The organism is Actinoplanes philippinensis (genome assembly GCF_900113015.1).
GTDB classification, from domain to species: Bacteria; Actinomycetota; Actinomycetes; order Mycobacteriales; family Micromonosporaceae; genus Actinoplanes; species Actinoplanes philippinensis.
Genome location: NZ_FONV01000014.1, coordinates 274784 through 287771, shown reverse-complemented (window position 1 = coordinate 287771; position 12988 = coordinate 274784). Strand labels below are relative to the sequence as shown.

The 12988-nt window shown below is 71.4% G+C and carries 13 protein-coding genes; 3 read left to right on the top strand and 10 right to left on the bottom strand.

The features are described from left to right. Positions 1-476 precede the first annotated feature (476 nt). Positions 477-899, bottom strand: a complete 423-nt coding sequence (locus BM290_RS35055) for an ATP-binding protein (protein ID WP_093620216.1) — start codon at positions 897-899, stop codon at positions 477-479. Between the two features lie 306 nt (positions 900-1205). Here BM290_RS35055 and BM290_RS35050 point away from each other — a divergent pair, with 306 nt between their 5' ends. Further along, complete coding sequence (locus BM290_RS35050) at positions 1206-2018, top strand: RNA polymerase sigma factor SigF (RefSeq protein ID WP_093620215.1); 813 nt, start codon at positions 1206-1208, stop codon at positions 2016-2018. Positions 2019-2120: 102 nt separating this feature from the next. Then, positions 2121-2828 carry a DedA family protein gene (locus BM290_RS35045; protein WP_093620214.1) on the top strand — a complete coding sequence of 236 codons (708 nt, stop codon included), beginning with the start codon at positions 2121-2123 and terminating at the stop codon, positions 2826-2828. A gap of 68 nt (positions 2829-2896) precedes the next feature. Here the strand turns inward: BM290_RS35045 and BM290_RS35040 are convergent, their stop codons facing one another. The 9 genes from BM290_RS35040 to BM290_RS35000 all read right to left on the bottom strand — a co-directional run bounded on the left by BM290_RS35040 (position 2897) and on the right by BM290_RS35000 (position 12377). Beyond that, a complete protein-coding gene (locus BM290_RS35040; RefSeq protein ID WP_093620213.1) occupies positions 2897-3607 on the bottom strand; it encodes a hypothetical protein in 711 nt (236 codons plus the stop codon). A 97-nt stretch (positions 3608-3704) separates the two neighbouring features. Then, positions 3705-5603 carry an alkaline phosphatase family protein gene (locus tag BM290_RS35035; RefSeq protein WP_239143901.1) on the bottom strand — a complete coding sequence of 633 codons (1899 nt, stop codon included), beginning with the start codon at positions 5601-5603 and terminating at the stop codon, positions 3705-3707. 33 nt (positions 5604-5636) lie between these two features. Beyond that, positions 5637-6362 (bottom strand): LamG-like jellyroll fold domain-containing protein, encoded by a 726-nt coding sequence (locus BM290_RS35030; RefSeq protein WP_093620211.1) that lies wholly within the window; start codon positions 6360-6362, stop codon positions 5637-5639. Positions 6363-6405: 43 nt separating this feature from the next. After that, positions 6406-7122, bottom strand: a complete 717-nt coding sequence (locus tag BM290_RS35025; protein ID WP_093620210.1) for a tetratricopeptide repeat protein — start codon at positions 7120-7122, stop codon at positions 6406-6408. A gap of 138 nt (positions 7123-7260) precedes the next feature. Next, complete coding sequence (locus tag BM290_RS35020; protein WP_093620209.1) at positions 7261-8541, bottom strand: tetratricopeptide repeat protein; 1281 nt, start codon at positions 8539-8541, stop codon at positions 7261-7263. Next, a complete protein-coding gene (locus BM290_RS35015; RefSeq protein WP_093620208.1) occupies positions 8538-9452 on the bottom strand; it encodes a cyclase family protein in 915 nt (304 codons plus the stop codon). Before BM290_RS35015 ends, BM290_RS35020 begins: the two co-directional genes overlap by 4 nt. An 11-nt stretch (positions 9453-9463) precedes the next feature. Then, complete coding sequence (locus tag BM290_RS35010) at positions 9464-10051, bottom strand: TMEM165/GDT1 family protein (RefSeq protein ID WP_093620207.1); 588 nt, start codon at positions 10049-10051, stop codon at positions 9464-9466. Between the two features lie 241 nt (positions 10052-10292). Further along, a complete protein-coding gene (locus BM290_RS35005) occupies positions 10293-11861 on the bottom strand; it encodes an alpha/beta hydrolase (RefSeq protein ID WP_093620206.1) in 1569 nt (522 codons plus the stop codon). A gap of 111 nt (positions 11862-11972) precedes the next feature. After that, the gene (locus BM290_RS35000; protein ID WP_239143902.1) at positions 11973-12377 is read right to left on the bottom strand and encodes a MarR family winged helix-turn-helix transcriptional regulator; all 405 of its coding nucleotides are present in this window, start codon (positions 12375-12377) and stop codon (positions 11973-11975) included. 104 nt (positions 12378-12481) lie between these two features. Between BM290_RS35000 and BM290_RS34995 the strand changes: the two genes are divergently transcribed. Next, positions 12482-12982 (top strand): hypothetical protein, encoded by a 501-nt coding sequence (locus BM290_RS34995; RefSeq protein WP_177320017.1) that lies wholly within the window; start codon positions 12482-12484, stop codon positions 12980-12982. Positions 12983-12988: the final 6 nt, after the last annotated feature.

Here is a 12988-nt window from a genome sequence, read left to right as displayed (position 1 = left end):
AAACGTTCCGCATTCCGCGGCCCGCCCTCCGGGGCACTCGCTCTACTTTACCCGCCGTTTCCGCCGTGTCAAATCCGCGTTTCGCAACCGAATTCGCCAATACAGAAACCGCCCGGGCACCCGAGAAGAGTACACGATGTCTCGTGCCACTCGATCTTGGGGGTTTGGCAGGACGGCCGGTCCGGGCCCTAACTTCAGGTCCCGCTTGCCTCGTCCGTTTCCCTGCCGGCTCGAAGAACATTACCCGGTCGTCCTCGCAACGCCAAATCGACCCCCCAACGCGATCGCACTCCCGTTACCGGAGGTGTGGACGGGGTGAATGAGGTCAATGACATCCCGCAGCGGAGCCGATACGGAATGCGTACGGGCATCCCGGCGAGGCGGGCAGCAAGCCCGGCGGTCGCGCCGCGGCCGGCGCGGGCCGCCTCGCTCGCGCGGTGGAGACGTGCGGGGTGGATTGCGGGTGCGGGGTGTCGCTAATCCCGTACGAAATCGAATCTCGCCCAGATGTTCTTGGTCTTGGCCGTCCGGTACCAGCCCAGCTCGGTGGCGAACGTCTGGGCGAGCCGGAGGCCGAGCCCGCCGTGACCGATCGGACGGTCCTGATCGAAGAGAGGCTCGCCGGTCAGATCATGGTCGGCGACGTCGAGGAGTAGAGCGTCCGGCTCGCGGAGCAGACGGATGCGGGCGGGCGGGCGCCCGTGCCGGAGGGCGTTGGTGGCCAGCTCGGTGGCGACGACGGTGATCCGGTCCAGCCCGTCCTCGTCGTCGAGCGGGGTGCCGGCGACCGCTCGGCGCAGATCGGCGCGGAGGTCTCGCAGGCCGGTGATGTCGTCGAGAGTCCAGTGGCGGAACTCCGCCGCTGCCGGGTGCGGGACCGAGGCGGGCGGCGACGTCATGGGCACATCTTTGCCCACTTCCGAGGGAAAGCAGAGGGGAGATTCTCCACCGGTTCAGGCGGTCGGACGGGCGCTTTTGCCGAAGTCAGCCCGGATACTGGGCCCTTATGTCTGGTTTGTCACGTAAAACGCATCATACTTTCGGCTAGTGTTCTCTCCGCCTGTCGTATAGAGTCTGCGTAACCGAACGGCCAACTGTGCTCCGGACAGGTTGTTTACGCCTGTCCCACGTATATGGATGCCCGACCGACCGGGTCCCAAACCAGGGACCGGCTCTCCGGAAAAGGTGTCAGGGAGGACCACGACATGACCGTCACCGAGACCACCACGTCGGTGTCGCCGTCGACCACCGCGAGCGCCCAGGCTCCGGCCGACAGCGCCGCCGAGCTGCTTTCCGCGATGGCCGCGATGCCGGCCGGCCACCCGTCCCGCGCCGCGCTCCGCGACCGGGCGATCGAGGCCTGGCTGCCGCTCGCCCGCCACCTCGCGCACCGCTACTCCGGCCGCGGCGAGCCCACCGACGACCTCGTCCAGACCGCCACCGTCGGCCTCATCAAAGCCGTCGACAAGTTCGACCCCGAACGCGGCGTCGACTTCGCCGGATACGCCATCCCCACCATCATCGGCGAGATCAAGCGCCACTTCCGCGACCGCACCTGGTCCGTCCGCGTCCCCCGCCGCCTCCAGGAACTGCGCCTCGCCATCACCGAGGCCAACGCCACCCTGACGCACTCGCTGGGCCGCTCCCCGCAGGTGTCCGACATCGCGACCCACCTCGGGATCACCGAGGAAGAGGTGCTGGAGGGCCTGGAAGGCGCCCGCGCCTACAACGCGACCTCCCTCTCCACGCCGATCAGCGCCGACGGCACCACCGAGCTGGGCGAGACGCTCGGTGGCGAGGACCACGAGTTCGAGGTCGCCGAGACCCGGGTCGCCCTCGGCCCCGCCCTGGCCACCCTGGACGAGCGCGAGCAGAAGATCCTGACGCTCCGCTTCTACGGCAACCTGACCCAGAGCCAGATCGCCGAGCAGATCGGCATCTCCCAGATGCACGTCTCGCGGCTCCTGACCAAGGCGCTGACCAAGCTGCGCGGCCAGCTGGCCCCGGATGTCATCTGACCCCTGCCGAGTGACGGCGCCGCTCAGCCTGAGCGGCGCCGTCGCCATTCAATGAGAAGGTCCGCTCGGCCGCTCCTGACAGCTGCGGCTACCGTGTAACGGATGCCACCTTCAGCCGAACTTCCCGGGTTCCTGCACACCGTGGCGCCGATCCTGGATCGCTGGGGTTATCTGGCGATCGGCGGCATCATCGTGGTCGAGAGCTTCGGTGTGCCCGCGCCCGGTCAGACGATCATGGCAGCGGCCTCGGTCTACGCCGGCTATGGGCGGATGAACATCTGGGTCGTCGCGGCGATCTGCTTCGTGACCGCCGTCGTCGGCGACAACATCGGCTACTGGATCGGGCTGCGGGGCGGCCGCAAGCTGGTGAACCGGTGGGGCAAGTACATCCTGGTGACACCGGCCCGGCTGGCGAAGGCGGAGCAGTTCTTCGCCCGGCGCGGCAACCGGATCATCGTGATCGCCCGGTTCATCGACGGTTTACGGCAGCTCAACGGTGTGATCGCGGGGATCACCCGGATGCCGTGGAAGACGTTCCTGCTCTACAACGCGATCGGCGCGGCGCTCTGGGTCGGGTTCTGGTGCACGCTGGCGTACCAGTTGGGCGCCAACCTCGGGCCGATCATGGGCAAGATCCATCACTACCAGTGGCCGGCCATCGGGGTGCTGGTGCTGGCGGTCGCGACCTATGTGGTCCTGCACGTCCGGCACATCCGGCGGCGCCGCGCGCGGACGGCCGCGGAGATCCGGGCGGCCGAGGAGTCCACGGGCACCGAGCCGGCCGAGGCCCGCGAGCAGACCCAGGCCTGACACGAGGGCGGTTCCCGCCGCCCACAGCGGGAACCGCCCTCGCTTCTTTCCCCCGAACAACGTCGTCGTCAGGTGGCCTTCGACGGGCTCGTGGTGGGCGCCTGGCCGTTCGGCGGCTGGCCCGCTCCCGGTCCGGGCGGCACGGTCGCGGCGGTGTCCGCGCCGAAGGCGGCCATCAGTCCGGCTCCCACGCCACCGCCGGCGAGGGCGGCGGCGGCCAGCGCGGCCGCCATCATCAGCTTCGGGTTGCGGCGGGCGGTCCGGTTCGGGCTTTCGGTGGTACGGCCGTGGTTGCGGACTTCGTCACGGGTGGGTATGACGCCCAGGTCGATGGGTTCGGGGTCGGTGTTCCACGTGGCGGCCGGCGGTTCCGCGTGCCAGGACGGCGGCACCGAGTCGGGGACGGGGGCGGAGTTCCAGTCGGCGGGGATCCGGTCCGGCACCGGGCCGGCGCTGTGGGCGGCCGGGTAGCCGCCGTTCCAGGCGGTCGGCTCCGTGTGGCTGCCCCGGTAGGCCGGCCCCATCGTGGTGTTGCCGTTCCAGGAGGCCGCCGGATCGGGTTCCGGGTGGCGGCCGCTCCAGCCGGGCGCGGATCCGGCACGGTCCCAGGCGGTGGGCGCGCCGACCGGGGTCACGCCGGTGGAGTGGTGGCCGGCGTACGCGCCGGACGGTGACCAGTCGGTGGGCACGGTGGCGGGTTCCGGCACCTCGGACGGCCACCCGGCCGGCCGGCCCGGGGAGTGCCGCGGGCCCGGTGCGGACGGATCGTACTGATTCATCGGCGCTCTCCTCGGTGACGTCCGGCTGCTTCGCTGACGCCGAGAAGACTGCCGAGCACGGCTGTGCGTCCGCTGTGCGGCCGATAGGTGCTGCTTGTCAAGACGTTTCGACGGCTACCAGCGGCACTGCCTCGGGTTTGCGCAGGCCGAGCATGACGAGCCAGTCGACGAGTTGCCGGTGCACCGCGTCGGGGCCGTCGAGGTCGTGGGAGACCGTCCAGGACGCGGGGTGCACCAGCATGGCGTCGGTCTGCCAGCCGCCGAGGCCGCCGTGTGAGCCGACCAGCTCCTCGAAGGCGGAGACCTCTTGTGTCGCCGGGTCCACCGCGCTGATCACCACGAGGTCCCCGACGTGGGCGGCGCTCTGGTGGCGGAGCAGGTCGGCACGGGCGTGCGGGCCGTACGGCGTGAGCGGGTCCAGTCCGACGACCACGCCGTCCCGCAGCCGGTGGGAGCCGCCGGAGCCGTACGCCATCGGGCCGTCCTCCCCCTGCACCACCACGACGCCGACGCCGGGATGGCCGGCGAGTCCGCTGATCAGGGCCGGGTGTGCGTGCTCGATCGCGGCCTGGCGGAGCCGGTGCGGGAACCGGGTCAGGTACACCATGGACAGGTTGCCGGAGGAGACCACGAGCGCCTCGTCGGCGAGCCGGCCGACCACCTCCTCCAGGGTCTCGCCGTGCCGCTGGCGGAAGGTCGGCCCCTGGCTCTGCCCGTGGTCGGAGAGGACCACGAGGTGGTACCGGCGGGCCGCCTCCGGGGTGAGGCGCCGCAGCACGCCGAGCATCCGGTCCAGGCTCTCCAGCTGGCGCATCGACTCGGGGCGGGCCGGGCCGGCGTGATGCGCGACCTCGTCGTAGTCGACCAGGTCGCAGTAGATGACCGGGGCTCCGCGGGCCATCTGCTCGGAGACCAGCGAGATGTTGACGTCGCGCAGCAGCATCGAGGCGGGGCGCAGCGCCAGGAACGCGCCGGATCGGCTGACGCGGGGCTGCAGGTTGCGGCGGCGCTGCAGGCGGGCCTGGTGCAGCTCGGTGACGACCTCGGCGCCGCCCAGGACCAGGGCACGGGTGAAGCCGTACGGGCTGGCCATGAACGCCGCCCAGCCGCGGGCGGTGCGGCCGGGCAGTGCGGCGTGGCTGATCGTCAGCAGGCTGGTGGTGGCGTCGCCGCTGAACGCGTTGCTGATGCTGACGCCGCCGTCGCGGAGCAGACCCTGGCCGTCGGTGAGGCGGGACTCGATGATCGCGGCGTCCCGGGGACGGTTGGAGACCATCAGCTTGCCGGTCTCCTTCTCGTACCAGCGGAAGCCGGGGATCTGCCGGGAGGCGCCGTGCAGGATGCCGGCCTGCGACGCGGGGGTGGTCGACGGGAGGCCGGTGTGCCAGCCGCGGGCCGTGTGGCTGCCGGACCGCAGCCAGTCACCGAGGGTCGGCAGGTTCCCGGCGCGGATCGCCCAGCGCAGCACCGGCTCGGCGACCCCGTCCAGCTGGATGATCAGCAGGCCCGGCTCGGTGCCGGCGGGCAGGCGGCGCAGGCTGATCAGCCGGCCGGCCGCGCGACGGCGCACCCCGCGCATCAGGCGGCGGGCCTCCCGGACGAAGGTGTCGTCGCTGCCGGCGTCGGCCATCCAGTCGAGCAGCGCGGCCACGATCACCGCCAGGATCGCCGCGGTCACCAGGGTGGGCAGGCCGCTGATCCGGTTGCCCGGGTCGAGGCGCAGCGCCACCACCATGACGGCGATCTGTGTGACCACGCCGAGCAGCATCGCCGCCCAGCCGCCGAGCGCGGTGATGCCGACGAGCAGCAGGGGCCGCAGGACCGCGCCGACCACGGCGACGAGCACGACCAGGCCGAGCGTGTCGACGATGTCGGAGGCGGCCACCCCGGGCATCAGCCACAGCGTGAGGGTCAGCACCACGAACGTGGTGAGGGCGCTGCGCAGCACGGCGCGGGCCCGTCTGAGCAGGGCACGTACTCCGCCGCTGATGACCACCCCTCGACGATGGCACACCGGGACAGACGACGCTCAGCGGGTGATCCGTACCCAGACGTTGTCGAGGGTGCCGTTGAACTGGTCGTTGTCGCGGTAGGCGCCCTTCGCCCCGATGCTCAGTGGCAGGTCGTTGGAGACGTACAGGTCGGCGGGCACGGTGGTACGGCCCCGCAGCACGCTGTCGACGTAGATCTCCAGGCGGGTGCCGGCCCGTTGACATCGCACCCGGTGCCAGACGCCGTCCGCGGTGGTGACCGAGCTGCGGGCCATCCGGATGACCGGCCGGTTCACATCGACCAGCACGCAGCTGGGGTGTCCGGCCGTACCGTCGATCTGCAGTTTGTACTGGCTGCTCGTGGCCGAGTAGCCCTTCTGCACCACGTTCTGCCCGGAGCTGGTCTGCCCGGGCGAGAGCAGCACGTCGGCGCCGAAGGCGATGTCGCGGCCACCCGGATTGAGGTCGGCGGAGTCGCCGCTCTGCAGGGCGACGTGCGGGCAGACCGGCTGGGTGCACTTGCCGGGGAAGGCGAGGGCGGTGCCGGGGCCGTGGGCGACGGGGCGGACGCGGCCGCCCTGGGCGGAGATCACGCGCAGGGTGTGCCCGTTGCCGGACTCGTCGACGATGGTGCTGGAGCGGCCGTTGAAGCCGTAGTGTGCGGTCATCCCGGTCAGCATCGGCGGGTCGCTCGCCCGGGCCGCCGCGGCCGGGACGACGACGGGCACGAGAGCGAGAACCGCCGCGGACATCCGTGATTGCATGTCCGGATTATTACTTGTGCGGTATTGTGTCGGTGCCCGGCTTTCAGGGGCGGAACTCCTCCGGGCGAACCGGTTTCGCCTGCTCCTTGCGCCCGAAAAGCCGCCAGCCCCGCTTCTTCTTCTCCACCACCGGCTGCGGCGCACCGTTCAGGACCTCCAGCCGCTGCCGGGCCACCGGGTTCTGCGGCTCCAGCCGCAACGACGTCTCCAGCGCCTGCCGCGCCTGATCCACATGCCCGAGCGCGGCCAGGGTCACCCCGTGCGTGAAGTAGTAGTGCGCCTCGTTCGGATCCAGACCCACCGCGGTCCGCGCCGCCTGCTCCGCGTCCCCGAGCTGCCGGTCCGCGGCCAGCAGCGCCCACGCCACCCGGTCGTGCCACAGCGGATTCTTCGGCTCGACGATCACCGCCCGGTAGGCCATGCTCATCGCCTCCTCGTGCCGTCCCAGCAGGGTGAGCGCGCGACTCGCGATCGCCAGCGGCCGCGGGTCCTCCGGCGCCAGCTCGACCGCCCGGTTCGCCGCGTCCAGCGCCGGCTCCACCTGATCCAGCGTCAACCGGATCCGCGCCATCAGGATCCAGCCCGGCGCCGAATCCGGCCGCCCGGCCAGCACCGGATGCAGCATCTCGGCCGCCTTCTCCGGCTGCATGTGCTCGAAGAGGGCAGCGGCCCGCGCCACCCCCAGGTCACTCGGATCAGCGAACGCCCGGGCAGAGGCATCACCTGCCGCCATGCCCGGGGAAGGGGCGAGCTCGGTCATCGGTCCGCTCCGGGGACACGGGTGTGGATCACGAGGTTCACATCGGCAGAAACACACGATTTCTGAGCCTCCCCGCCCACCGAAGGCGATTGGCTCACCCTTAAAGACCTTCTTCCGGTACGGCGTACCGCAAAAAGGTCATAGCGGAAGGAAAAGGCCCGCCTGGTGTGGAGTGGAGCGGCGGCGGCGCCTGGCGATCAGGGTCAGGCAGGTGGCCGTGGCGGCGAACACGGCCAGGGCCACGGGTGGGCGCCAGATCGGCGGGAGGACCTCGGTGGTGATCACGCCGATGCCGATGGCGGCGAAGACGCCCGCTACCAGGAGGAGGGAGTGGCTGGTCAGGCCTCTGGTGGATTCACCGGGCTCGTCGACGGGGGCGGTCAGCAGGCGGACGGCGAAGCCGGCGAACGTGGCGGTGCCGAGCAGCGACGGCAGCCAGGCGGCCGGTGCGGCCAGGGCGATCAGCAGCGGCACGACAGCGACCGCGGCGGCGCCCAGGGCGATCCGCTGCCGGCCGTGGGTGAGCAGTCCGCGCAGATAGGAGCGCAGTCCGGGGTCGAGGCGGGAGACGAAGTAGCCGGCGTACGCGGCGGGCACCAGGGCGGCGAGGGCGGCGAAGAGCCGGGCCACGCCGGGCGACGAGTCGGCGACGCGCCAGCCGAGGTACGCCAGCAGGACCAGGATGATCGCGGTGTAGACGAGGAACTGGCGCAGTGCCACGTCCAGCAGGAAGCGGCTGGCCTCCTGGCGGGGATCCGCGCGTAACGCCCCGACCAGGCCGGAGGCGCCCCGGGCCAGGCGGCCGAGGGCGAACGGGTGGTGGTGGACGACGTCGAGGGCGGCCAGCTCGTGCCGGGCCACCGCGCTGTCCGGGGCCAGGGCCAGAGCGTCGCGGAGGGCGGCGCGGGCCCGGTCGGTGAGGTGCAGCTGCTTCATCACCATGGCGTAGGTGATCCGGAAGTCCGCCTCGTCGGGGTCGAGCCGGATCGCCTCGCGGGCGGCATGCTCGGCCTCGACCGCGCGCCGGCCGTCCTCCAGCAGGGCCCAGGCCAGGCGGTGGTGCCGGTACGGGTTCTCCGGCTGGCGCAGTGCCGCCTCCCGGGCCGTGGCGATCGCCTCGTCGTGCCGGCCCAGCTCGGTGTGCACCCGGCTGAGCGCGGCCAGCGCGTCGGGCCACTCGGGTGCGTGCTCGACGGCGCGCCGGGCCAGCTCGTCGGCGAGGTCGGGCCGTTTCAGCGCGAGCTGCGCGTGGGTCATCAGCACCAGCGCGGTGATGTGGTCGGGCTCGGCGGCGAGGACCGGGCCGAGGAGTTCGGCGGCGGCGGCCGGCTCGCCGCGGCCGAGCTGGATGCGGGCCAGCTCCAGGTTGCGGTCGTGGCCGGCGCCGCCGCTCACGCCGGCTGCTGCGTTGCCGCTCATTCTGGCTCCTCGGCGGGGTCGGCGGGGACGGTGGCGAAGGCGCGGACCGGGAAGGCGCCGAATCCTGCCACGCGCGGCGGGGTGGCGGTGAAGCGGGCGCCGAGCGGCGGCAGCTCGCGCAGGTTCGTCAGGTGCTCGACGACCGGGATGCCGGCCGCCAGGAGCAGGGTGTGTGCCGGCCGTTCGCCGGCCGCCGCCGGGGACACGTCGTCGATGTTGACCGCGTCGATGCCGACCAGGGCGGCGCCCCGGTCGACGAGCAGCTGCGCGCCGTCGGCGGTCAGGTAGGGCGCGTCGACCGCGTAGCCGGGGGTGGCCCAGTGCCGGTCACCGCCGGTGTGCAGCAGCACGGCCCGGCCGGCGACGGTGACGTGGGCGAGCATCTCGGCGGTGACGCCACGGTCGCCGCCGACCGCCCGGACCACCACGGCGGGGAGCCCGGCGAGCCGTTCCAGCGGCAGGCCGGCCAGGTCGGCGCCGTCGGCGTAGCGGTGGTACGGGCTGTCCAGGTAGGTGCCGGTGTTGCCGAGCATGCTGATCCGGTCGATGGCGAACTCGGTGCCGGGCGCGTAGACGCCGCGGGACGCGAGCCGGGTCAGGTGCGGGGTGATCTCCGGCCCGGGCAGGCCCGGCGAGGTGACCATCCCGGCCGTGATGACGTGGCTGAGATCGACGAACCGGACCCGCTCGGCCTCGGTGTCGGCCGGCGGGTGCGGTTCGGCGATGATCCGGACGTCGCTGACGGCGGCGCGCTCCACCCGTTGCGGGGCGAGCGCGGCGACGAGCAGCGCGGTGATCTCGGACTCGGTGACGTCGGCGTGCGGGATGTTCAGGCGGAAGCCCCGCGCCCTCAGTTCGCCCCCGCCGTCGAGGGTGACTTCGGCGTCGAACTCGGCCCGGTAGTCCAGCACGGCGGCTCCTTTTATCGCAGTTCGATCACACCTTCGGCGATCAACCAGATGCCGAAGATAGCGAAGAGTGCGGCAGCTCCGTACTTGATGACCTTTTCCGGTAGATGTCTACCCAGGTATCGGCCGACGAGAATGGCCAGCGCGTCGGCGGCGACCATGCCGACCGTCGAGCCGACCCAGACACCGAACCAGCCGTGCTGGGTGGCCAGGGTGATGGTCGCCAGCATGGTCTTGTCACCGAGTTCGGCCAGGAAGAACGCGCCGCCGACGGCCCAGATCGCCGAGCCGGTGGAGCGTTCGGCCTTGCCCTTCTCGTCGTCGGTCAGCGAGTCGCCGCGCAGGGTCCAGGCGCCGAAGCCGAGGAACGCGATACCGGCGATCAGCGAGATCCAGCCGGTCGGGAGGGTGGCGCCGAGACCGTACCCGATGCCGACCGAGACGAGGTGGACCACGGCGGTGGCCACGGTGATCCCGATCAGCACCGGCAAGGTCTTGAACCGGGTGGCGAACGTCATCGCCATCAGCTGCGATTTGTCGCCGAGCTCGGCGACGAAGATGACCGCGAAGCTGATCGCCAGCGCGGCTAGGAAACCATCCACAAGAAACTCCCGGTGACCATGACCGGGCCTTGGCGCAGGGCGACCTCGACCCGGCCATAAACGAATACGGCCTGGTCGAAGGTCTCGCTCGCCCCGAAACGAGGCCGCGCGGCCGGAACCCGGAGAACCGGGGTCAGTATGTCGACCGCGACATTGGGAGCTACTCCCCTTCGCGCGACCGAGCATAGCTCACGAGCTGGTCAACGGCCCGGTGGCGTACGCCACCGGGCCGCGGTCCCGGTTACCTGACGAAGTCGCGCTGCAGCCGGAGCCGTTCGGTGGGCGCGCTCTTGCCGTCGGCCGCCAGCGGCGTCGGCTTGGCGATCGGCTCGCACTGCTTGTCGGAGCGGTCCGCCTTGACCCGGCCGGGCAGCGTGCCGGCGGCCAGGTAGTCGGCGATCGTGTTGTCGACGCAGGCGTTGCCGAAGAGCGAGCCGGCGTGAGTGGTGCCGCCGATGCCCTCAAGCAGCGCCGACCGCGGAAAGCGGCGGCGGGCCTCCAGAGCGCCGGAGTACGGGGTGGCCGCGTCCAGCGTCTCGTTGATCAACAGGATCGGCGGGGCCTGAGCGCCGTTCACCTCGACCGGGGCGCCGGCGTGACCGGCCCAGTGCCGGCAGGGCGCGTTGTACCAGGCGTTGCCCCACGTCTCGAACGGCGCCTTCCGGTGCACCCGCCAGTTGTCGCGCTGCCACCTCGTCCAGTCGTCCGGCCACGGCGCGTCGGTGCACTGGACGGCCAGGTAGACCGCGTAGCTGTTGTCGGCGCCCTCGGTCTGCTCGTGGTTCTCGTCGAAGAGCGCCTTGAGCGGGGCCGAATCCTGGCGGTGCACCCATGCCGAGAACGCGCGGGCCGTCTCCTCCCAGCCGAAGACGTAGTAGCCGGGCTGCAGGAAGACGTCGGTCAGCTCGGCCGGCCCGATCTTTCCGGCCGGCTTCCTCGCCAGCTCGTCGAGCTGCCGGTAGTAGAGCTTCTCCACATCGGCAGCGGTACGGCCCAGGTGGTAAACCGCGTCGTACTTGGCGATCCAGGCGAAGTAGACCTTGATCGACTTGTCGAAGGCGACGTCCTGGTCGAGGTTCGATTTGTACCAGACCCGTCCGGGGTCGACGACGCCGTCGAGAACCATCCGGTGCACCCGCTCCGGGTGGCGGGTGGCGTAGATCTGGCCGAGGTAGGTGCCGTACGAGAAGCCGTAGAAGCTGATCTTCTCGGCGCCGAGGGCGACCCGGATCCGCTCGATGTCGCGGACCGTGTCCTCGCTGCGCATGTTGTCCAGAAGGGCGCCGCCGGCCTTGGCGCAGGCCACCGCGTACGCCTTGGTCCGGGCCTGCCAGGCTTTCTCGATCTCCGGGGTGGCCGGCACGTACGGCGGCCGGTTGTACCCGGTGTATGTGCTGTCGCAGGTGAGTTTCGGCTTGCTGGCGCCCACGCCGCGCGGGTCGAAGCCGATCCAGTCGTAGGCGGCGCCGACCTGCCTCGGCACGTGCTGGCCGAGCGTGGCCATCCCCAGACCGGAGCCGCCCGGCCCGCCCGGGTTGACCAGGATGGGGCCCTGGCGTTTGTCGGCGGGCGCGGTGGCCTTGATCCGCGAGACGGCGATCTCGATCTTGGCCCCGTCCGGCTTCGCGTAGTCGAGTGGCACGGACAGGAATCCGCACTCGGCACCCTGCTGCTTCAGCGCGCCCTCGCCGCAGGCGCTCCAGGCGATCGGCGCCGGTTCGCCGCGAGCCGTCCCGGCCTGCGCCTCGGTCACCGCGACGCCGACCGTACCGAGCGCCACCGCGAAGGCGGCCGCCCAGAATCTACTCATACCAAGCCCCTTGTGTCCGTTTAAGTCCATATGGTCAAGGGCTTAACGGGACCCATCACCCGTCCACGCCGAACCGCCACTCCATAAGGTGCTTTTTACGGATTAATGGTGCTAATCAGGCGTACGCAGCAACTCGCTCAGCCGATCCAGAGCGGGCACCGCGGTCAGGATGATGGCCCGCTCCTCGGCGGAGAGCTGCCGGAAGGCGCGCGCGACCCCCTCGGCATGGGCGCCGCGGCGGCGGGCCACCGCGGCCCGTCCCGCGTCGGTGACGGCGACCCGGACGGCCCGCCCGTCGGCCGGATCGCTGCCGCGGGTGGCCAGACCGTCCCGCTCCAACCGCGTGATCAGCTGGGTCATCGCGGGCTGCGAGACGCCCTCGGGGTCGTGCAGGTCACTGAGGCGCTGCGGGCCGGACCGCTCCAGCCGGGCCAGCGTCGAGGCCGCGATGAGGCTGATCTCGTGGCGCGGCGCGATCCGGCGCAGACCGGCGTGCAGGCGGTCGAGGGTCGACACGATGTTCACGGTCGGAAGTCATATCACGTGCTTATGTAATCCACTCCGACGCGCGAGCCCGGAATCCCTGCCGAGCGCCGTCTGATTTGCGACCATTGCGAACCATGGACGAGTTCTGGCTCCACCCGCGGCTGGGGACGGCAACTCGGGACGGCCAGCAGCCGCGGCACTATCTGCGGGCGCTGCGGCACGCCGTACGGACCCTGGACGCCGACCCAGGCTGGCAGCAGTGGTGGCAGGGATCCGGCTTCCGCGGCTGCGAACTCGGCATCGTCACCGAAGGCCGGCTCGACCACCTGCGCCCCAGCGCCGACATCCGGCGGGTCGGCGACCACCTCCGGGCCAACTTCACCTGCGCGCTCCCCCCGGCCGGCACCGGGCACGACGAACTCGCCCACCGGGCGTCCACCGAGGTGCGCACCATGTTCGAGGTGATCCGGGAGGCGATGGCCCTGCCCGGCCTGCCGCCCACCCCGGCGCCGTCCGCCGCACCCGAGGGGGCCGGCGAAGGGCCGGTGACCGCCCGGAGCCTGCCGTCGATCCCCCGGGAACTGGAGCCACAGGGCTACCTGACGCTCACCCAGGTCCAGGACTTCTTCGGCTGAGTTAAA